We start from the raw sequence: 20164 nt of genomic DNA, 5'->3' as shown, positions 1-20164 counted from the left end.
CATCGACGGCGGTCGGGCCGTGCCGCCGTCCGAGACGGTCTCGGGGTCTCGGCGACCCACCGAGAGCAACCGTCCCTCCGATTCGCCGGCGTCGAACGTCCAGTTGAACTCCGCGTCGTGGAAGTGTAGTTCGAGGATTCCCATACGGTCGGTTCGCCGAGCGCGGACTTAGCGGTTGGGGCAGGTCGGCGGGGCACTGTTCAGATAAGGATGAAGGATGAGGCGGTTCGATTTGCTAGTGATCCATGCCAGAAATCGACCGCCTCAACGGAGCTAGCGACTCGATCGAGTTAGAGTTTATGGAGCGAGAAGCGACACCGGAGCCGTTGATGAAGCTCAGTATCCACCTGCATGCGGCCAGACTATCACTCTCGGATACTGTTTCGGTCTTAGAACAATTCGGTGTCAAACGATGTCGCTCCACTATCCACAATTGGGTGCAGAAAGCCGATCTACAGCCGACTGACGGCAAAAACCCGAATCACGTTGCCGTCGATGAAACCGTGATTCAACTCAACGATCAACGCTACTGGCTGTACGCCGCCGTCGATCCTCAAACCAACAAATTTCTCCACGCCAAGCTCTATCCGACACGAACTATCGTTGTGACGAAGCAGTTTCTCACCGAATTACAAGAGAAACACCGCGTCGCCGACGCGGTGTTTCTCGTCGATGGCGCGCCGTGGTTACAGGCCGCACTCTTCGAGCAAAACCTCCGATTTCAGCATGTCACACATGGAAATCGGAATAGCGTCGAACGTGTCTTCAAAGAGCTAAAACGCCGAACGAAACAGTTCGCCAATCATTTTCGCCACGCGACTCACCGCTCTGCCGAAAATTGGTTGCAGACCTTCGCCTTCGCATGGAATCAGCTAATCTGAACAATGCCTCGGCGGAGCGAGTCGTGACGTTCTTTACCACGCGACGGGTTCGTCGAGACATGGACGACTCACAGCGAGCGTTTCTCGATCGACTTCTCACGACACCCAGTCCCTCGGGCTTCGAGGCCGACGTCCAGCGCGAGTGGGTCGCGTACGTCTCGGAGTTCGCCGACGAGGTCCGCACCGACGAGTACGGCAACGCCGTCGCCGTCGTCGAGGGCGACGAGCCCGCCGTCGCGTTCGCCGGCCACGCCGACGAGATCGGGCTGATGGTCTCGAGCGTCGACGAGGACGGCTACGTCCGCCCCTCGCGGGTCGGGGGCTCCGACCCGACGGTCACGAAGGGCCAGCACGTCGAGATCCACACCGACGACGGCGTCGTCCGTGGGGTCGTCGGCCAGACCGCCATCCACCTCCGGGACACCGACGACGACGAGATCGAGGACGTCGCCGAACAGCACGTCGACATCGGCGTCGAGACCGAGGCCGAGGCCCGCGAACTCGTCGACGTTGGCGATCCCATCACCTTCGACACGCCGGTCCGCGAGCTTCAGGGCACCCGGATGGCGGCCCGGGGGATGGACAACCGCGTCGGCATCTGGGTCGCCGCGGAGGCGGCCCGGCGCGCGGCCGCGGCCGACGTCGCGCCGACGGTGTACGCGGTCAGCACCGTTCAGGAGGAGCTGGGCAAGCAGGGCGCAAAGATGGTGGGCTTCGATCTCGACGCCGACGCCGCGATCGCGATCGACGTGACCCACGCGGTCGACTCGCCCGACGTCGGCGACGAGCGCCACCAGCACGGCGAAGTGGAACTCGGTGCCGGGCCGGTCGTCGCCCGCGGCTCGTCGAACCACCCCGAGGTCGTCGCCCTCGCCCGCGAGGCGGCCGCCGACGCCGACCTGCCGGTCCAACTGCAGGCGTCGGGGCGGTCGACCGGGACCGACGCGGACGCCTTCTACACCTCGCAGGGCGGCATCCCGTCGCTCAACCTCGGGCTCCCGAACCGCTACATGCACACGCCGGTCGAGGTGATCGACACCGAGGATCTGGACGCCGCCGCGGACCTGCTCGCGGCGTTCGCCGAGCGGTCGACCGGCCGGGACGGCTTCGGCGTCGACGTTTAGCGCTCGGCGGCGGTCGGCTCGCGGCGCTCGTCGCGCTCGACGGTCTGGCCCCAGAACCCGCGGTGTTTCACGACGCGCACGTCGCCGCGGACTTCGGCCTGACACGACAGCCTGAGCCCCGAGTCGAGGCTGTGGGGCGGTAGCGACAGCCGGCGACGCTCGTCGGCGTTCATCTCGCTCACTTCGCCCCGGACCTCGACCGCGCAGGTGCCACAGGTGGCGTTACCTCGGCAGTTGACCCACTCCGACGTGCGGTTGTGCGGCGACAGCCCGGCGTCCAACAGCACGTCGCGCAACGCCGCTCCCGCCTCGCAGTCGATTCTCTCCCCCCGGAATTCGACGGTCGGCATGGTCGGAAGTACGGGCCGGGATGTGTTATACGTTATCGTGGTTCGTTGAGGGTTCGGCGCCGCGGGTCACACCGGATCGGTCGGATGGAGGAACGTCTGGCACTCGACGGTCCGTCCGTCGGGGTCCTCCGCGAAGAACTGGTAGACCTCGTACTCGTCGTTCTCGCGGGGCTCCTCGCGGGCGCGGTCGGCGAGCGTCCGGTGCATCTCGTCGACGCCCGCCCGGTCGGGGTAGACGAACGTGAGGATGCCCTCGGTGTCCGGATCGTCGCGGTCGCAGAACCCGAGCAGTTGGTTGTCGTACTTCAGGATCGTGCAGTCGGTCTGTTCGAGCCACACCTCTGCGCCGATCTCTTCGACGTAGAAGTCGACGATACGTTCCAGGTCGGTCGTCCCGAAGAAGGTAATCGCGCTCACATCTCGACGGTCGGACGCCGCCGACAAAAAGCCACCCCCGGTGAGCCGGCCGTTTACCCCGCCCATCGGTCGATCGCCCGATATAGAGACCTATATTGAACAATTAGCGAGCCTTTTTACTATCCGATGGCTCGGAGAAAGCGTGGCGTGCGTCGCCCCCGATTCGCCGTCGCCTGGAACCGCCTGTCATCCGGCCCGCTGTGCTCGCACGCCACACGCCAGTCACTACAGCCACCGCCGCCGCGCCGTTTCTCTCCTGTTCGGGGCGCCGGTCCGCGCCCCGAACCGAGCCGTTAACTGTGCCAGAGTCCGAACGTGGCGATATGCGCGAACGATTCGAGGGTGGTCGGTGATGGGCTCGGACGAGAAACTCCGGTTCGGCGCCGCGCTCGCGATCGGCGTCGTCGCACCCGGCCTCGCCCACTACGCGCTGAGCGCCGCGGGGCACGGGACGCTCGGGTCGCTCGTGTGGGCGAGCGGCTATCTCACCGCGATGATCGCGATCTGGTTCGTCTGGATTCGGCCCCTCGACTTGCGTGGTACGACGTGATCACGGGGGTATAGCGGAACTTTAAAGGGTATTTCGGCTCGATTCTCAGCCAAGGATGTTCGAGTTCGTACCACTGCCCCTGGTCGACGACTTCGTGAACCAGTACAACGCCGGCCAGGCGTTGTTGCTGTTGTTCGTGCTCTCGCTGCTGGCGGCCATCCCGCTGGGCTCCCGGAAGGTCCTGTCGCTTAACGCCACCGCGTTCGGGCTGATCTTCCTCATCACGCCCGCCGACCTCGCGCCCCTCCAGTTCAAGTTCCTCGGTATCGCGCTCCTCGTGGTCGCGCCGGTGCTGTACGTCACCGCGAAGCGATAGTCCGATTGCCGACACCGTCACTCCTTTGTCCGTTTGCGATCGTCTCTCAGTATCATGGCCCAGACGAGCGAGCAGACGCTGACAGAACTGCGCAGAGACCTCCACGAGCGACCGGAGGCCGGCTGGAAGGAGTTCCGGACGACCGCGCTGGTCGCCGAGGAACTCGACGAACTCGGCTACGAGGTCCACCTCGGCGAGGCGGCGGTCGCGGCCGACGCCCGACTCGGGGTGCCGGGCGACGACGAGATCGACGCCGCGATCGAACGCGCCCGCGAGGAGGGCGCTCCCGAGGCGTACCTCGACCGGACCGGCGGCATCACCGGGCTGGTCGCCGAGCGCGCCTTCGGCGACGCCACCGGGCCCGCGGTCGGCGTCCGGGTCGACATCGACGCGCTCGAACGCGCCGAGGCGACCGACGACGACCACCGGCCGGCCCGCGAGGGGTTCGCGAGCACCCACCCCGAGGAGATGCACGCCTGCGGCCACGACGGCCACACCGCCATCGGCGTGGGCATCGCTCGGGAGTTCGCCGAGAACGACGGCTTCGACGGCACCCTCAAACTCTTCTTCCAGCCCGCCGAGGAGGGCGGTCGCGGCGGGAAACCGATGAGCGAGACCGACCACCTCGCGGACCTCGACTACCTGCTGGCGCTCCACCTCGGGCTCGGACTGGAGACCGGCACCGTCGTGGCGAGCTACGAGCGCCCGCTGGCCAACGCGAAGCTCGACGTGGTCTTCGAGGGCGAGCCGGCTCACGCGGGCGGGCGGCCAAACGAGGGCCGCAACGCCCTGCAGGCGGCCGCGACCGCCGTCCAGAACCTCTATGCGATCCCGCGCCACGAGGACGGCGCGACCCGGATCAACGTCGGGAAGGTCCACTCGCCGAACGCTCAGAACGTCATCGCCGAGCGCGCCGAGATGCGTGTCGAGGTCCGGGGCCGGACCGCCGACCTCAACGAGTACATGCTCGGGAAGGCCGAGCGCGTTCTCGATGCCGCCGCGGAGATGCACGACGTCGACCTCTCGACCAGCCTGTACGGGAAGACAACGACCTTCGGCGCCGACGATGCGGTGGTCGAGGCGGTGCTGGACGCGGCGCCCGAGGCCGCGGGCGTCGAGGAGGTCCGCGAGCGCAAGGAGTTCGGCGGGAGCGAAGACGCCTCGTATCTCATCCGGCGGGTTCAGGAGGAAGGCGGACGGGCGACCTACCTCGGGATCGGCGCGAGCAACCCCGCGGGCCACCACACCGCCTACTTCGACATCGAGGAGGAGTCGCTCGACATCGGCGTCGGCGTGGTCGCCGAGACGATCCGAAGCCTCGACTAAGCCGGCTCGGGCCCGCGACGGCGCTCGCGGCGCGTCAGACGTGTCTTTTATCTAACTTAATCTGCGTTCAGCGAGCATATTAGTGGCTCCCGCTCGAAGCGACGCGTGGCGCTCGCGCCTTCGACGACGGCAGTTGGGTCTCTTCAGGGCGGCGGCGTCGACCGCCGTCCACTCGACCGCCCAGCGCGCTCCGATCTCGCCGATCGCGACGGCGCGCAGGTCACCCCCGCTGACGCGATAGATTGCAGTCGCCGCCCTCGACCGATTCGCGAATCCAGACGACGCTCAGTTGCGACGCGACGACGCCAGCCCTCTGCCGCGAGGACGCCCGACCCGACCCGTCGTCGAGTCCTCTGATGGGACTGTCGGGCGCTATCCGGCTACTCGCGGCGCCACGCCACGTTCAGGAGCGTGTCGCCTCCGGCGACCGTCGCCTCTTGGGCCAGCGAGTAGAGGATACCGTCCCGATCTGCCCGCGCTTCTTGGAGCACCTCGTAGGAGGCGGGATCGTACAGCGTCCCGAGGTGTTCGCCCTCCTCGACCTCGTCGCCGACCGCGTGGTCGGGGCTCGCCCGAAACAGCCCCGAGTCGTCGGCGGTGACCCGCCCGAGGTGGTTGCGCGCCAGCGTCGGATCGCCGTTCTCCTCGATCGCGCCGTCGAGCACGCCGAGGTGCCGGAACGCGTTCAGCGTGCCGACAACCCCGCGCTCGACGGCGTCCTCGACGATCTGCTTGTTGTGCGCGAGTTCGGGCGTGATCGAGGGGATGCCCTCGTCGGTGGCCGCGACCCGGAGCTTGCCGCCGAAATCCCGGGCCGCCCACTCGGCGTCGGCGTCCTCGCCCGCCTCCTCAGAGAGCAGGAGGTCGGTGCCAAACGCCTCGGCGAGCGCCCGCGACTCCTCGTCGCCCTCCATGAACACGACGTGGGTCAGGTAGTTCGGGCCGCCGGTGTGGAGGTCGACGATGGCGTCGGCGTCGCCGGCGTACTCCCAGAGCGCGGCGGCCATCCGCTGGTGGAGCGTCCCGTCGGGGTCGCCCGGCCAGACGCGGTTCATGTTCGGGTTGACGCTGTCGAACTGCTCGGGAGTCGTGTACGAGACGTGATCGAAGGTCAGCGGGTCGGCGACCGGCACCGCGACGATCCGGCCGGCCCCCTCGGCGTCGAGCAGGCGGTCGTGGACCCGCCGGAGGGTTTCGGTGCCGTTGATTTCCTGACCGTGCTGGGCCGCCTGCACGTAGACGGTCGGCCCGTCGGCCGCGCCCTCGTATGTGTGGATGGTTGTGGCGATCTCGACGCCCGACGGGAGTCGCGCGAGCGTCAGTCGGTCTGCGGTGTGGTCCATCGTCTCACGCCTCGCCGCCGCGGTAGTTGAATGTCCGGTCTCCGGCAGGGTTTTCCCTCCGGCCGCCCTCCGATGAGCCATGGCAGACGAGCTAACGGCGACGCTTCACACGAATCGCGGCGACATCGAGGTCCGACTGTTCGACGAGCGCGCGCCGACGACGGTCGAGAACTTCGTCAATCTCGCGAAACACGACCCCGCGGCCGACGCCGAGCCCGCTCCGGAGACGAAGACGTGGGCCGACCCCGAGACCGGCGAGGTGCGGGGCGACGCGCTGTACGACGACGTGGTGTTCCACCGGATCATCGAGGACTTCATGATTCAGGGCGGCGACCCGACCGAGACCGGCCGCGGCGGCCCCGGCTACGAGTTCGAAGACGAGTTCCACGACGAACTCCGCCACGACGACGCCGGCGTCCTCTCGATGGCCAACAGCGGCCCGGACACCAACGGCTCGCAGTTCTTCATCACGCTGGACGCCCAGCCCCACCTCGACGACAAGCACGCCGTCTTCGGCGAGGTCGTCGACGGGATGGACGTCGTCGAGGAGATCGGGTCGGTCGAGACCGACCGCAACGACCAGCCTCGCGAGGACGTGGTGCTCGAATCGGTCGAGATCCACGAGTAGTCGCCCGGCTTTCGGACCGAAACCCACTTCTTGACCGACAGACAACCCCGAACCGCGCGAGGGTTGCCCAGCCTGGCCAACGGCGGCGGGCTTAAGACCCGCTCCTGTAGAGGTCCATGGGTTCGAATCCCATCCCTCGCATACCGACCGTCTTATCGCGAGCGTGGCCGACGGCGACGCTCGCTCGATACAAAGCTCGATCGAAAAACCTGGGCTCGTCCCTCCGGCCCTCGCTCGGCCCGCTCGCTCCCGTCGGTCGCTCGCGCCACGACTGCTTGCGCGCTACGGCACGGCGACCGCTCCGCTACTCTCCGCCGTCTGGGGCCGGTCGCGTCACGCCGCGGATCTCGAAGCGCGCGCCGCCGTCAGTTCCCTCGGTCGCGGCGACATCCCAGCCGTGGACCTCCGCGATGTCGCGGACGACCGCGAGCCCGATACCGGTCCCGCTCCCCGATGTGTAGCCGTACTCGAACACCTCCTCGCGCTTGTCGGGCGGGATCCCGGGCCCGTCGTCTTCGACGTAGAAGCCGTCGTCGTGGTGTCCGACGCGGACGGTCGTGCCGCCGGCCGCGTCGTCGGCCGGCGAGCCGTACTCCATCGCGTTGCGAAACAGGTTCTCCAGCACGGTCTTGAGCTGGTCGGCGTCTGCCACCACGCTCCCCGTCTCGTCCCCGACGACCAGCGTCGCGTCGGGCGTCTCGACGGTCTGCCATGCCTGCTCGGCGACGCCGGCGACCGCGACCGCCTCGGTCGCGGCGACCCCCTGCCCGCCGCGGCTCGTCGTGAGCAGGTTCCGGATGATGGTCTCCATCCGGTCGAGCGCGCGCTCGATCTGGTCGAAGTCCCCGGGGTCGCCGTCGTCCCGGGCCATGTCGAGGTAGATCTGGGCGATCTCCAGCGGGTTCCGGAGCCCGTGGGAGATGACGCTCGCGAACCGCTCCAGTCGGCGCTCGCGCTCCTTGCGCTCGGTGATGTCAAGCGACATGGTCATCCCGGAGGTGACCGTCCCGTCCTCGCGGTCGACCGGGACCGCGTAGACGACCCACTCCCGGCCGGCGTACGCGATCTCGATCGACTCCTCGTCGCCGTCGAGGGCGGCGTCCATCGTCTCCTCGATGGTCTCGGCGACCGTCTCGTCGTTCCACACGTCGGTCGGCGTTCGACCCTCGACGTCCGCCGGGGCGAGATCGAGCGAGTCGAACGCTTCGCCGGCCGCGACCGTGTACCGGTGGTCGTCGTCGAACAGCGTGACGATCCCGTTCGGGAAGTTCTCGGCGAGCGTGCGGTATCGGCGCTCGGAGTCGGCGAGCGCCCGCTCGCGGTCGATCCGCTCGGACACGTCCCGGAAGTACACCGACACGCCGGTCTCGGAGGGGTAGACGCTGGCCTCCACCCAGAGGTCGAGGGGCTCGAAGTACACCTCGTAGCTGGTGGCGGTCTGGGTGTCGACCGCCTCGTGGAAGCTCCCCCAGACGTCGTCGTCGTCGGCGGCCTCGGGGAATACCTCCCAGAGGCGCTCGCCGAGCAGTTCCGACTCCGAGCGCTGGAGGAGCTCTTGGGCGCGGTCGTTGACGTGGGTGAACCGGAACTCCTCGTCGAGCGCGTAGAAGGCGTCCGAGACCCGTCCGAGAATCTCCGCCAGTTCGGTTTCGAGTTCGCGCTCGCGTCGCTTGAGGTCGGTCACGTCCTCGCCCGCGACGATCACCCGTTCGAGGCCGCCGTCGGCGTCGAACACCGGCGCGGCGCTCACCGAGAGCCACCGGCGCTCGCCGTCGGCCGACTCTATGGGGACGAGTTGGTCGGAGACGGGCTCGCCGGTCTCCCGGACCCGTGCCGTCGGGAACGCTTCGCTCCCGCCACCCGCGTCCGGGACCGCTCTCTCGTCGAGGCCCCACCCGGTTTCGCCGAACAGCTCTCGGGCGCGTTCGTTCGCCAACTGCACCTCGCCCTCGGCGTCACGCACGGCGAGGGCCACCGGCGACGTCTTGAGCAACTGTCGGGTCTGGTCGCGCTCGCGGCGGAACCGCTGTTCGCGCTCGCGGCGCTCGGTCATGTCGCGGGTCACCTTCGCGAACCCTTCGAGCGTCCCGTCGTCGTCCCGGATGGCGGTGAGGACGATGTTTGCCCAGAACCGCGAGCCGTCCGCCCGGACCCGCCACCCCTCGTCTTCGGTGCGGCCCCGCTCGGCCGCGGCCGCGAGGTTCCGCTCGGGGACGCCAGCCTCGACGTCCTCGGCCGTGTAGAACGTCGAGAAGTGTTCGCCGATGATCTCGCGTTCGTCGTACCCCTTGATCGCGCTGGCCCCGGAGTTCCACGTCACGACCCGCCCTTCGGGGTCGAGCATGAAGATGGCGTACTCCTCGACCGCGTCGACGAGCGAGCGGAATCGAGCCGCTCCGAGCGCCTCGGGGTCCGGCGACCGCCACCACACCCGCTCGCCGCCGACGGACTTGGTCTCGGCGTCGCCGCGCTCGACGAGTTCGTCGAGGCGCTCGGCCGCCGCCTCCCGAGCGCCGCCGAACTCGGCTGCGATCTCGCCCGCGGTGACCGGTTCGCCCGCCGAACCGATCGCTTCGAGCGCTCCCAGCATCTCGGCGATCGTCCCGCCCCCGGAATCCATAGCGTCTGTATGTGTACTGAGCGGTATAGTGATTTTGATGGGCGTCGGTCGCATCCCAGTCGAAACTCACATTCCCCCGACTCCCCTACTCTCGCCCGAATGACCGACGACTCCGCCGAGCGAGCCTTTCGCCGTCATCCCGACTTCGAGCCGACCGACGGCGGCGCGTTCGCCGTGACTTCCACGCCGTTCGAGAACACCACCGTCGCGGATGACGGCGCGTACCGCGTGACCGTCCGGGCGCCCGAGATCGACGCCGTCGTCGCGGGCGAGACCGTCGCCGACGTGGTCGCGGACGGCTGGTTCGAGACGCTCGAACGCCGACTCGACGACGTCCACGCGGTCGCCGAGACCGACGACGCCGACCCGCCCGAGATACGCCGCGAGGGCGAGGCGGTCTCGGTCGTCGTCGGGTTCGCCCGCGAGGACCCCGCCGGCGCGCCCGACGACGCGAAGGCGATCGTCGACTACGTCGAGGGGACGTGGGTCCAGGGGATCATCCCCGGCTACGACTACCGAGAGCCGGCCGCGAGCCTGCTCGACCGGGCGACTCAAAACTACGACGACGAGCCCGGCGACGACGCGCCCGACGGTCCGTCGGGCGCCCCGCCGCTCTGAGCGGTTACGTCAGTCCATCGCGATGTACGTCTGGGTGTCCTCGACCCCCGCGACGTGCTGGATCCCGTCGGCCGCGATCTCCTTGACCGCCGCGGGCGACTCGACGTCGACCTTGGCGATGATGTCGACGTCGCCGGCCACGATGTGCGCGTCGTCGACCCCCCCGATGTCGAGGATCTGGGATTTCAGCCGGTCGGCCTCGCCGGTGTTGGCCTTGACCATGACGTAGGCGGTGACCATCTCAGTTCCCCCCCGCGTTCGCGGTCAGTTCGTCGGCCGCCCCGCGGCTCGCGTCGCCGACCAGGATCCGCCGCACGTCCTCTAACACGTCGAAGTCGGCGAGCACCGCCACCCGGTCGCCGACCCCGATCGAGTCGTCGGGCAGGGGAATGTCCATCGACTCGTCGCGTTTGCCGAACGCGAGGATCCGGGCGTCGGCCGGGATCGAGAGCTCGCTGATCGAGTAGCCTTTCACGGGCGACTCGTCGGTGATCGTGAGCTCGACCACCTGGAGGTTCTGGGCGATGTCGGCGATCGCGCGGATGTTGCCGCCGAGCAACGCGTTTTTCGCGCCGATCGCGCCGAGTCGCTCGGGGTAGACCACCTCGTCGACGTCGCTGGCGAACTTCCGGTAGATGTCCTCGCGGTAGTCCTCGTCGATCCGCAGGACCGTCCGACAGCCAAAGTGCTTGGCGACCATACACGCCGCGAAGTTGACGTTGAGATCCCCGGTCAGCGCCCCGAGCGCGTCGGCGCTCTCCAGGTCGACCTTGTCTAAGACCGCCTCGCGGGCGCCGTCGCCCTCGACCACCTCGAACTCGTCGTTGCGGGCGCGCTCGGCCTTGTTGGCGTCTCGCTCCACGATGGTGACGTCGTGGCCCTCCTCGCGTAGCACGCGGGCGGTCCGGAGGCCGACCCGTCCCGCACCGATGATAACAAATCGCATGATAGTCGTTACGCGCGACGGCCTGAATAATGTTACTACGCCCCAAAGGTTTTTCTCGCGTGGTACTGAACCACACACTACGGATGGTTCACGCGTTTATTATGGTAGAAACCGCCGCAGGGCGCTCTGAAGACATCGTGGAGTCGGTCCGGGCGCTCGACGCCGTCTCGGAGGCCCACATCGTGGCGGGGGAGTTCGATATCATCGCGGAGGCCGACGCCGAGGAAGTGTACGACGTGCTTCACGCCTCCTCGACCGACATCTCGGGGATGGAGGGGGTCGCGAAGACCAAGACGTACATGGCGCTCGACTGATCGGTCGGAACCGATCTGTCGCCTCCTTCTCGTGGGGTCGACCACTGCGTGTCCCCACGTCCCCAACCGACTTGGTCGTCGCGCCCGAACCGCGTACGATGAGCGTCATCGCGGAGGTGACGGTCCCCGTCGCGGACTTCCCGCTCGGGCGAGCACTGACCGCGGCTCCCGAGATGCGGATCGAACTCGAACGGGTCGTCCCGACCGGCGAGGGCGTCATGCCGTTCTTCTGGGTGTGGGGCGACGACGTCGACTCGTTCGTCGCGGCGCTCGAATCCAACCCCGCCGTCGACCGGGTGGCGGTCCTCGACCGCCTCGACGACGGCGCGCTCGTGGAGGCGGTCTGGAGCGACGACCCCGGGCTGATCGAGGGCGTCATCGAGTCGCGGGCGACGCTACTGGAGGTCGTCCGTCGCGAGGACTGGTGGGTGTTCCGGCTTCGGTCGCCCGACCACGGGGCCATCGCCGGCCTCCAGCGCTACTGCGCCGACAACGGCGTCGACCTCCGGCTCAACTGGATCCACACCCTCTCGGAGTTCGACGCGGGCGAACAGTACGGGCTGACCGACGACCAGCGCGAGACGCTGGTCGCGGCCTTCGAGGCGGGCTACTTCGACGATCCGCGCGGGACGTCGCTGGCGGCGCTCGGCGAGCGGTTCGGCATCTCGCCGCGCGCGGTGTCGAAGCGACTCCGGCGCGGGCTCCGGAACCTCGTGGACGCCGCGCTCGCCGACCGCGACCGGTGACGTATAAACCCGTTCGGTAGCGAACCATCAGTAGGTACTGGGGATCGTCCCGAACACATCGCAAGGACTGCGCCGGAAGCGCTCTGGCGGACCGTACCTATGATCGAACACAGATCCCACCAGCAGGACGCACAGACGGTACTGACGCGCGAAGTCGGCGGCGACGAACGAGTGAGCGAGGCGGTGGTCGCGGCGGTGACCGCCGCTTCGAACGTCGATCCGGCCGAGATGGCTCCCCTCGCCGAATCGGTCGACCCCGACGCGCTCGACGCGCTGTTCGCCGACAGATACGACGGAACGCCGCGCGCGGACGGGACCGCGCGGTTCGGTTTCTTCGACTACGAGGTCGTGGTGACCGACGCGTCCGAGGTCACGGTTCGGGGCGGCCGGTAACGGCCGATCGGCCGGCGCGCAAGCGGCCCGCCGGTTCCCCAACGATTATCGCCTCGCGCCCGCAGGCTCTGAGTATGACAGCGCCGGCTGACATCCTGTTCACGAACGCCGACGTCCACACGCTCGAGGAGTCCGACCGGACCGCCGAGGCGGTCGCGGTGCGGGACGGCGAGGTCGCCCGCGTCGACTCGGCTTACGAGGTCGAGTTCCTCGACGGCGTCGAGACGGAGGTTGTCGATCTCGGCGGGCGGACCCTGCTCCCGGGGTTCATCGACGCCCACACCCACCTCCAGCACCTCGGTCGCTCGCTGGTCTACGCCGACCTCTCGGGGGCCGACTCGCCGGCCGACGCGGTCGAGCGCGTCGCCGACGCCGCCGACACCGACCGCGAGTGGGTCCTCGGGTTCGGCTACGACGAGAGTACGTGGGACGACTCCCGATACCTCACCCGTGCCGATCTCGATCGAGTGAGCGAGGAGCGGCCGGTCGCGGCGTTCCGCGAGGACATGCACATCGCGGCGGTCAACTCCGTCGCGCTCGACCGGTACGGCGACGAGATGCCCGACGCCGACGTGAAGGCCGAGGGCGGCGAGCCGACCGGCGTCATCGTCGAGGAGGCGGTCGACGTCGTCTACGAGGCCATCGAACCGGACGCCGCGGAGATGCGCGAACTCCTCGAGGCGGCCCAGCGGGAGGCCAACCGCAAGGGCGTGACGGGCGTCCACGACATGGTCCGGAACTCGCGGGCTCCGGAGGTGTACCGCGAGATGGATCTCGACGACGACCTGTCGCTCCGGGTCCGGCTCAACTACTGGTCGGACCACCTCGACGCCCTGATCGAGACGGGGCTCCGGACGAACCACGGCTCGGAGTTCGTCGCGGTCGGGGGCGTCAAGACGTTCACCGACGGGAGCCTCGGCGGCCGGACCGCGAAGCTCTCGGAGCCGTACGCCGACGCCGACGGCGAGACCGGTCAGTGGGTGGTCGATCCCGAGTCGCTCCGGGCGTTCGTCGAGGAGGCCGCCGACGCGGGCTATCAGCTGACCGCCCACGCCATCGGCGACGAGGCGGTCCGAGAGGTGCTGGCCGCGTACGACGACACCGACGACCCCGGCGAGGCCCGCCACCGGGTCGAGCACGCCGAACTCACCGACGACGACGCGCTCGATCGGTTCGCCGACTCGGGCGCGGTCGCGTCGGTCCAGCCGAACTTCCTGAAGTGGGCCCGGGAGGGCGGCCTCTACGACGACCGGATCGGCACCGAGCGCCGCGAGCGCTCGAACCGCTACGCCGACATGCTCGAAGCCGGCGTGAACCTCGCGTTCGGGAGCGACTGTATGCCCCTCGACCCCCTGCTCGGGATCCACCAGACCGTCAACGCGCCCGCCGACTGCCAGCGCCTCTCGGTCACCGAGGCGGTCCGGGCCTACACCGGCGGGGCGGCGTACGCGGGCTTCGACGAGGATCGACTCGGGACGGTCGAACCGGGCAAAAGGGCCGACTTCACGGTGCTTGAGCGCTCCCCGTGGGACCACCCCGAGACGATCGAGGACATCGACGTGGCGATGACCGTCGTCGACGGCGAGGTCGTCTACGACGGACGATAAACCCGCGAGACTATCGACGAGGGGCGGTAGACCGGCGGAATCGTCGGCGGCGGCGAGTCGGATACCGGAATCTTCGACGACGTAACTGTCGGAGGCGTGCGCGCCGCGCTTTTCTCCGCGGCTCTCTCGGAGAATCCTATTCGAAACTACCTAAACAGACCTCTCCTCACTCTGTTCGCTCTTCGTAGTCTGCTTGAGCTCCGAACCGCGTCTGTGAAGAGAAAATATTTTCAATACAGTCCTATGATGCCTAGAGAACTCGGTGCAAACGACTGTGCCAAAAATGGAAACGGCAGACATCGAAACGGAACTGAGCCTCTTCAAATACGACGACGTCGAGCAGTTACCCGAAACGTATCGGGGGTTGAGCGAAGAAGAGCGAACGGAGCGCATCGCGGCCGCGAAGGCCGAACTGGGCGACGACGTCGTGATACTGGGCCACAACTACCAGCGCCGGGAGATCGTCGAGCACGCCGACTCCGTCGGGGACTCCTACCAGTTGAGCGTCGAGGCGGCCGAGGCCGACGCCGAGTACGTCGTCTTCGGGGGCGTGACGTTCATGGCCGAGTCGGCCGACATCATCACCGGCGACGACCAGACGGTCCTCCTGCCCTCGATGGAGGCGTCGTGTCCGATGGCGGGGATGGCAGAAGCCCTGCAGGTGGACGCGGCGTGGGCCGAGATCACTGACGCCGCGCCCGACGCCGAGATCGTCCCGGTCACGTACATGAACTCCTACGCCGACCTGAAGGCGTTCTGCGCCGAGCAGGGCGGGGCGGTCTGTACCTCCTCGAACGCCCACGACGTGTTCGAGTGGGCGCTCGACAGGGGCGACAAGGTGCTGTTCCTGCCCGACAAGCACCTCGGCGAGAACACCGCCCACCGGCTCGGCATGGCCGACGAGATCGCCGAGTGGGACCCGTGGGATCCCGCGGGCAAGTCGGCCGCGGAGGTCGCGGCGGCCGACATCGTCCTCTGGGACGGCTACTGTCAGGTCCACGAGCGCTTCGGGGCCGACCACGTCGAGCGGATACGCGACGACCACCCCGAGGCCGAGGTGGTCGTCCACCCCGAGTGCCGCCGAGAGGTCGTCGAGGCCGCCGACGTGGCGGGGTCGACGTCGACCATCACCCGGACGATCGAGGCGGCCGACCCCGGCGAGACGTGGGCCGTCGGGACGGAGATCCACCTCGTGAACCACCTCCAGCGGTGGCACCCCGAGGTGAACGTCGTGCCCCTCTGCGGGGAGGCCTGCATGGACTGCAACGCGATGCGCCAGATCGACCCCAACTACCTGACGTGGGTGCTAGAGGAACTGGTCGCCGGGCGCGAACGCAACGTCGTCGAGGTCCCGCCCCGGGAGGCGAAACTGGCGAACGCGGCGATGGAGCGCATGCTGGAGCTATGACGATGCACGAACGCCACACCCCATCGGAGCCCGACGTACTCGACGCTCCGACAGAGACCGACGTCCTCGTCGTCGGAAGCGGTATCGCGGGCTGTGCAACCGCGCTCGCGGCCGCACGCGAGGGTGCGGACGTGCTCCTCGTCACGAAGGCGACTCGGCCCGAGGAGACCACCACCCATTGGGCGCAGGGCGGGGTCGCCATCGCCCGGAGCGATCCCGAGTCGTTCGAGCAGGACGTGCTCGCCGCCAGCGCCGCCACCGCCGACCCCGAAGCCGTGGCGGTGCTGGTCGACGAATCGCGCGAGGCGGTCGAGGACGTACTGGTCGAGACGCTCGAGGTGCCCTTCGACCGCGTGGCGGACGAGTCCGACTCCGCCGGGTTCGACTACGCCCGCGAGGCCGCCCACTCCGAGGAGCGCATCCTGCACGTCGACGCCAGCACCGGCAAGCACGTCCGCGGACCGTTCCTGAATCATCTCGACGCCCACGAACGCGTGACGTTGCGAGAGGACACCGCCGCGCTCGACCTGATCGCCGACGAGGGCCGGGTCCACGGCGCGGTCGTGGAGACCGACGGCGAGACGGCCCCGGTCTTCGCGGGCGCGACCGTCCTCGCCACCGGCGGAATCGGCGCGCTCTACGAGCGCTCGACCAACCCGGCGACCGCGACGGGCGACGGCATCGCGATGGCCGCGCTGGCGGGGGCAGACGTCGAAGACGTGGCCTACGTCCAGTTTCACCCCACTGCGTACGCGGGCGAGGACCCCTTCCTCGTCAGCGAGGCGGTCCGGGGCGAGGGCGCGCTCCTCTGGAACGGGGACGGCGAGCGCTTCATGCCCGACTACCACGAGGACGCCGAACTGGCCCCCCGCGACGTGGTCGCCCGCGCCGTCGCCGACGAGCGCGAGCGCACGGGCGAGGTCGCGCTGGACGTGGGGCCCGTCGAGTTCGCCGGGGAGTTCCCCGGTCTCGCGGCCAAGTGCGAGGCCCGGGGCGTCGACTGGCGCGAGGGGATTCCGGTCGAACCGAGCGAGCACTTCCTCTGTGGCGGGATCGCGGTGGACGACCGCGGCCGGACCGACCTCGACCGGCTGTTCGCGGTCGGCGAGTGTGCCCGGACCGGCGTCCACGGCGCGAACCGCCTCGCCTCGACGAGCCTGCTGGAGGGGCTGGTCTGGGGCCTGCGCGCCGGGGAGTCGGCGGCCGACGAGTCGGCGACCGGCCTCGACCACGACCGCGTCGACGCGCCGGACTGCCGCGATAGCGACCCCGACCTCCCCGAGGGGTTCGCCCGCGAGAAGTTCGTCCGCCTGCGTCGCGTGATGGACGACCGGGTGGGACTCCGGCGGACGCCCGAGGGACTCGAGCGGGCGACTGCGGTCCTTCGGCGGCTCAAGGGTGAGGTCGACGCCTACACGCGCACCCGGACGAGTCGGAGCCTCTACGAGCTCAGAAACGCCAGCGTCGTCGCGCTCCTCGTCGCGCGCGAGGCGATGGCGGCCGAGCCAGTTGGCTGTCACGCGCTGGCGGACGCCGAGGAGGTGACCGCGAATGCGAGTGACTGACCGGACGGTCGAGGAGTGGCTCCGAGAGGACGTGGGCCACCGCGACGTGACCAACCACGTTCCCGGCGAGACCACAGGTCGCCTCGTCGCGAAGGAGGGCGGCGTCGCGGCGGGACTCGACGCCGCCGGGGCCGTCTTCGAGTACCTCGACGCGGACTGCGAAGCGACCGCGGAAGCCGGCGACAGGATCGCACCGGGAGAGACGGTTCTCGCGGTCGAAGGGCCCGCGGAATCGGTCCTCCGGGGCGAGCGCGTCGCGGTCAACATCGCGGGCCACGCCTCGGGGGTGGCGACGAAGACTCGCCGGGCGGTCGAAGCGGTCCGCGAGGTGAACGACGACGTCGCCGTCGCGGCCACCCGCAAGACCACGCCCGGCCTCCGCGGGGTGGAGAAGCGCGCGGTCGCGGCCGGGGGCGGAGACACCCACCGACTCACGCTGTCGGGGCTGGTGATGGTCAAGGACAACCACGTCGCCGAGATGGGGCTGGAGGATGCGGTGGCGCACTTCCGCGCCGAGAAGTCGTTCGCGACGAAGATCGAGGTCGAGGTCGAATCCCCCGACGACGCCGTCCGGGCCGCCGAGGCCGGGGCGGACGTCGTGCTGTTAGACAACATGGACCCCGAGACGGTCCGCGAGAGCGTCGAGACGCTCCCGGACGGCGTTCTCGCCGAGGCGAGCGGTGGGATCACCGTCGAAGCCGTTCGGGAGTACGCGGCCACCGGCGTGGACGTGATCTCGATGGGGTCGCTGACCCACTCGGCGGCGTCGCTGGACCTGTCGTTCCGGACCGGCGAGTAGCGACCGAACGGGGCGACTGGGACCCGCGGCGAACACGGCCGAGAGCTGGGGCGGTCGGCCCTGTCGGCTACTCCGCGTCGTCGGGCGCTGGCGACTCGGTCGGGGCGGCGTCTCGGGTCGACCGATAGAGGTTGACCGCGAGCCCCGCGACGAACGCGACGAGCCCGGCCGCGCCGACCCAGAGCAGGTTCGGATGTTCGACCCCGACGTGCAACGGTGAGATCATATCACGGTCGAGACGGCCGGGCCACTAAACGGCTTCCACTTCCGGAGGCGACGTCGACGACGGCTACTCCAACAGCGACCGGCCGGTCATCGCGGCCGGCCGGTCGACGCCGACGAGTTCGAGTAGCGTCGGCGCGACGTCACAGAGCGACCCGCCCTCCCGGACGAGTCGCCCGGCGTCGTCGCCGGCCGGCGACCGGTAGACGAACGGCACCGGGTTGCGCGTGTGGGCGGTGTGGGGGTCCTCGGGCGTCCCCATGTCGTCGGCGTTGCCGTGGTCGGCGGTCACCAGGACGTGGCCGCCCGCCGATTCGACCGCGGCGACGAGCCGGCCGAGCTGTTCGTCGACCGCCGCGACCGCCGCGACCGCGGCGTCGAAGTCGCCGGTGTGGCCCACCATGTCGGGGTTCGCGTAGTTGAGCACCAACACGTCGGGGTCGTCTTCCTCGATTGACGCGATCGCGGTGTCTGTGACCTCGGGCGCGCTCATCTCGGGCCGGCGGTCGTAGGTCGCCACGTCCGGCGAGGGGACGATCTCGCGGCGCTCGCCCGGGAACTCGACTTCTCGGCCGCCGTTCAGGAAGTAGGTGACGTGGGCGTACTTCTCGGACTCGGCGATCCGCAACTGGGTGAGCCCCGCCTCGGCGAGCACCTCGCCGAGCACGTCCTCGGGGCGGTGGGGCGGGAACGCGACCGGCAGGTCGAACGCCGCGTCGTACTGGGTCATCGTCGCCAGTTCGATCTCGGGCGGGTCGGTCTCGAACGGCCACGCCGGCTCGATGTCCGCGAGCATCCGGGTGAGCTGGCGCGCGCGGTCGGCCCGGAAGTTGAAAAAGAGCGCCGCGTCCCCGTCCGAGAGGGCGGGGCCGCCCTCGATCAGCGTCGGCTCGACGAACTCGTCGGTCTCGCCCCGGTCGTAGCTCTCCTCGACGGCGCCGACCCCCGACTCGGCGGTGTGGTCGGCCTCCCGGTTCACGATGGCGTCGTACGCCCGCCGGGTGCGATCCCAGTTCTGATCGCGGTCCATCGCGTAGTAGCGTCCCGAGACGGTCGCCACCTCGCCGGTCCCCTCGCGGTCGATCACGTCTCGGAGGTCACCGAGGAACCCCGCGCCGCTCTCGGGCGGGGTGTCCCGACCGTCGGTGAACGCGTGGGTGACGGCGTCGACGCCCCGGTCGGCCGCGAGCGCGATCAGCGCGTGGAGGTGGTCCTGATCGGAGTGGACCCCGCCGTCGCTCACCAACCCCACGAAGTGGACCCGGCCGTCGTTGTCGGTCGCGTAGTCGAACGCCCGGGCGATCGCGTCGTTGTCGCCCAGTTCACCCGCCTCGATCGCGTCGGTGATCCGGGTGTACTCCTGTTTGACGACCCGGCCCGCCCCGATGTTGAGGTGGCCGACCTCGCTGTTGCCCATCTGTCCCTCCGGGAGGCCGACCCGCCGTCCGGACACGGTGAGGGTGCCGTCGGCGCCGGTCGCGACGAACCGATCGAAGTTCGGCGTGTCGGCGGCCTCGACCGCGTTCCGTCTCCCGTCCTCGGGTCCGAGCCCCCACCCGTCCAGCACGATGAGCGCGGCTTTCATGGTCGGGACGTCGGCGTGGGCGCCTAACTACTCTTCGAACCCCGACCGACTTTACCCCTCCCGGACGAACTCCCGACCGACTATGTCCGAGGACCGAACCCGCGCACACGTCTTCGTCTCCGGCACGGTACAGGGCGTCTACTACCGGGCGAACACCCGGGACGCGGCCCGCGAGAAGGGCGTCGACGGCTGGGTCCGCAACCTCGCCGACGGTCGGGTTGAGGCCGTCTTCGAGGGGCCCGTGGCGGCCGTCGAGTCGATGGTCGAGTGGTGTCACACCGGCAGTCCGGCCGCCGAGGTCGGGGACGTCGCGGTTGAGTACGCCGACCCCGAGGGCGAGGACGGGTTCCGGATCCGCCGGTAGCGTCGCCCCGACGCCGACGAGCGGTCGCCCCGACGCCGCCGG

General features: G+C 69.1%; 23 protein-coding genes and 1 tRNA gene. 16 read left to right on the top strand and 8 right to left on the bottom strand.

Annotated elements, in window-relative coordinates; all coding sequences use genetic code 11:
* The first annotated feature begins 245 nt into the window (after positions 1 to 245).
* Both EPY72_RS16025 and EPY72_RS16020 read left to right on the top strand, forming a co-directional pair.
* The gene (locus tag EPY72_RS16025) at positions 246 to 881 is read left to right on the top strand and encodes an IS6 family transposase (protein WP_135807068.1); all 636 of its coding nucleotides are present in this window, start codon (positions 246 to 248) and stop codon (positions 879 to 881) included.
* Between the two features lie 59 nt (positions 882 to 940).
* Positions 941 to 2005 (top strand): M20/M25/M40 family metallo-hydrolase, encoded by a 1065-nt coding sequence (locus tag EPY72_RS16020; protein ID WP_134669786.1) that lies wholly within the window; start codon positions 941 to 943, stop codon positions 2003 to 2005.
* Here EPY72_RS16020 and EPY72_RS16015 read toward each other — a convergent pair.
* Together EPY72_RS16015 and EPY72_RS16010 are read right to left on the bottom strand one after the other, a co-directional pair.
* Positions 2002 to 2355: a 2Fe-2S iron-sulfur cluster-binding protein gene (locus tag EPY72_RS16015; RefSeq protein WP_135807067.1), complete on the bottom strand. Its 354-nt coding sequence runs from the start codon at positions 2353 to 2355 to the stop codon at positions 2002 to 2004. The two genes, EPY72_RS16020 and EPY72_RS16015, sit on opposite strands and share 4 nt — an antisense overlap.
* A gap of 66 nt (positions 2356 to 2421) precedes the next feature.
* Positions 2422 to 2772 carry a VOC family protein gene (locus EPY72_RS16010; protein WP_134669782.1) on the bottom strand — a complete coding sequence of 117 codons (351 nt, stop codon included), beginning with the start codon at positions 2770 to 2772 and terminating at the stop codon, positions 2422 to 2424.
* A gap of 352 nt (positions 2773 to 3124) precedes the next feature.
* Between EPY72_RS16010 and EPY72_RS16005 the strand changes: the two genes are divergently transcribed.
* Genes EPY72_RS16005 through EPY72_RS15995 form a run of 3 tightly spaced genes read left to right on the top strand, consistent with a single transcriptional unit; the run spans position 3125 to position 4964 of the window.
* Positions 3125 to 3322 (top strand): DUF7996 family protein, encoded by a 198-nt coding sequence (locus tag EPY72_RS16005; protein WP_134669780.1) that lies wholly within the window; start codon positions 3125 to 3127, stop codon positions 3320 to 3322.
* Positions 3323 to 3377: 55 nt separating this feature from the next.
* Entirely contained in the window at positions 3378 to 3638 is a 261-nt protein-coding gene (locus EPY72_RS16000) for a DUF8006 family protein (protein WP_134669778.1), read from the top strand.
* A 54-nt stretch (positions 3639 to 3692) separates the two neighbouring features.
* Entirely contained in the window at positions 3693 to 4964 is a 1272-nt protein-coding gene (locus tag EPY72_RS15995; RefSeq protein WP_135807066.1) for an amidohydrolase, read from the top strand.
* Positions 4965 to 5344: 380 nt separating this feature from the next.
* On the opposite strand, the gene EPY72_RS15990 is transcribed toward EPY72_RS15995, so the two are convergent.
* Positions 5345 to 6307, bottom strand: a complete 963-nt coding sequence (locus EPY72_RS15990; protein ID WP_135807065.1) for a succinylglutamate desuccinylase/aspartoacylase family protein — start codon at positions 6305 to 6307, stop codon at positions 5345 to 5347.
* Between the two features lie 79 nt (positions 6308 to 6386).
* Here EPY72_RS15990 and EPY72_RS15985 point away from each other — a divergent pair, with 79 nt between their 5' ends.
* Positions 6387 to 6935, top strand: a complete 549-nt coding sequence (locus EPY72_RS15985; RefSeq protein ID WP_135807064.1) for a peptidylprolyl isomerase — start codon at positions 6387 to 6389, stop codon at positions 6933 to 6935.
* 56 nt (positions 6936 to 6991) lie between these two features.
* A tRNA-Leu gene (locus EPY72_RS15980) sits at positions 6992 to 7076 on the top strand.
* Between the two features lie 163 nt (positions 7077 to 7239).
* Here EPY72_RS15980 and EPY72_RS15975 read toward each other — a convergent pair.
* On the bottom strand, positions 7240 to 9555 hold the full coding sequence (locus EPY72_RS15975; protein WP_244605607.1) for a PAS domain S-box protein: 2316 nt from the start codon (positions 9553 to 9555) through the stop codon (positions 7240 to 7242).
* 99 nt (positions 9556 to 9654) lie between these two features.
* Here EPY72_RS15975 and EPY72_RS15970 point away from each other — a divergent pair, with 99 nt between their 5' ends.
* Complete coding sequence (locus EPY72_RS15970) at positions 9655 to 10173, top strand: DUF5813 family protein (protein WP_135807063.1); 519 nt, start codon at positions 9655 to 9657, stop codon at positions 10171 to 10173.
* Between the two features lie 9 nt (positions 10174 to 10182).
* Here the strand turns inward: EPY72_RS15970 and EPY72_RS15965 are convergent, their stop codons facing one another.
* Positions 10183 to 10413 carry an Lrp/AsnC family transcriptional regulator gene (locus tag EPY72_RS15965; RefSeq protein ID WP_135807062.1) on the bottom strand — a complete coding sequence of 77 codons (231 nt, stop codon included), beginning with the start codon at positions 10411 to 10413 and terminating at the stop codon, positions 10183 to 10185.
* A gap of 1 nt (position 10414) precedes the next feature.
* Positions 10415 to 11119: a potassium channel family protein gene (locus EPY72_RS15960; protein ID WP_135807061.1), complete on the bottom strand. Its 705-nt coding sequence runs from the start codon at positions 11117 to 11119 to the stop codon at positions 10415 to 10417.
* A gap of 83 nt (positions 11120 to 11202) precedes the next feature.
* Between EPY72_RS15960 and EPY72_RS15955 the strand changes: the two genes are divergently transcribed.
* The 7 genes from EPY72_RS15955 to nadC all read left to right on the top strand — a co-directional run bounded on the left by EPY72_RS15955 (position 11203) and on the right by nadC (position 17951).
* Positions 11203 to 11433 (top strand): Lrp/AsnC ligand binding domain-containing protein, encoded by a 231-nt coding sequence (locus tag EPY72_RS15955; RefSeq protein ID WP_134669765.1) that lies wholly within the window; start codon positions 11203 to 11205, stop codon positions 11431 to 11433.
* 98 nt (positions 11434 to 11531) lie between these two features.
* Entirely contained in the window at positions 11532 to 12179 is a 648-nt protein-coding gene (locus EPY72_RS15950) for a helix-turn-helix domain-containing protein (RefSeq protein WP_135807060.1), read from the top strand.
* Positions 12180 to 12278: 99 nt separating this feature from the next.
* A complete protein-coding gene (locus EPY72_RS15945; RefSeq protein WP_134669761.1) occupies positions 12279 to 12572 on the top strand; it encodes a DdfA family disk-determining factor in 294 nt (97 codons plus the stop codon).
* Positions 12573 to 12646: 74 nt separating this feature from the next.
* Positions 12647 to 14179, top strand: a complete 1533-nt coding sequence (locus tag EPY72_RS15940) for an amidohydrolase (RefSeq protein ID WP_135807059.1) — start codon at positions 12647 to 12649, stop codon at positions 14177 to 14179.
* 274 nt (positions 14180 to 14453) lie between these two features.
* Positions 14454 to 15587 (top strand): quinolinate synthase NadA, encoded by a 1134-nt coding sequence (nadA, locus tag EPY72_RS15935; protein WP_135807058.1) that lies wholly within the window; start codon positions 14454 to 14456, stop codon positions 15585 to 15587.
* Between the two features lie 2 nt (positions 15588 to 15589).
* Positions 15590 to 17152 carry an L-aspartate oxidase gene (locus EPY72_RS15930; RefSeq protein WP_135807057.1) on the top strand — a complete coding sequence of 521 codons (1563 nt, stop codon included), beginning with the start codon at positions 15590 to 15592 and terminating at the stop codon, positions 17150 to 17152.
* Positions 17139 to 17951: a carboxylating nicotinate-nucleotide diphosphorylase gene (gene nadC, locus EPY72_RS15925; protein WP_134669754.1), complete on the top strand. Its 813-nt coding sequence runs from the start codon at positions 17139 to 17141 to the stop codon at positions 17949 to 17951. The genes EPY72_RS15930 and nadC overlap by 14 nt, the downstream gene beginning before the upstream one ends.
* Before the next feature lie 67 nt (positions 17952 to 18018).
* Here the strand turns inward: nadC and EPY72_RS19540 are convergent, their stop codons facing one another.
* Both EPY72_RS19540 and gpmI read right to left on the bottom strand, forming a co-directional pair.
* A complete protein-coding gene (locus tag EPY72_RS19540) occupies positions 18019 to 18177 on the bottom strand; it encodes a hypothetical protein (protein ID WP_167599410.1) in 159 nt (52 codons plus the stop codon).
* Between the two features lie 63 nt (positions 18178 to 18240).
* Complete coding sequence (gpmI, locus tag EPY72_RS15920; RefSeq protein WP_135807056.1) at positions 18241 to 19758, bottom strand: 2,3-bisphosphoglycerate-independent phosphoglycerate mutase; 1518 nt, start codon at positions 19756 to 19758, stop codon at positions 18241 to 18243.
* Positions 19759 to 19840: 82 nt separating this feature from the next.
* Here gpmI and EPY72_RS15915 point away from each other — a divergent pair, with 82 nt between their 5' ends.
* On the top strand, positions 19841 to 20122 hold the full coding sequence (locus EPY72_RS15915) for an acylphosphatase (RefSeq protein ID WP_134669750.1): 282 nt from the start codon (positions 19841 to 19843) through the stop codon (positions 20120 to 20122).
* The last annotated feature ends 42 nt before the right edge of the window (positions 20123 to 20164 follow it).

The organism is Halorussus marinus (assembly GCF_004765795.1).
In the GTDB taxonomy this organism is placed as follows: domain Archaea; phylum Halobacteriota; class Halobacteria; order Halobacteriales; family Haladaptataceae; genus Halorussus; species Halorussus marinus.
This window is presented reverse-complemented; position numbering and strand designations above follow the sequence as displayed.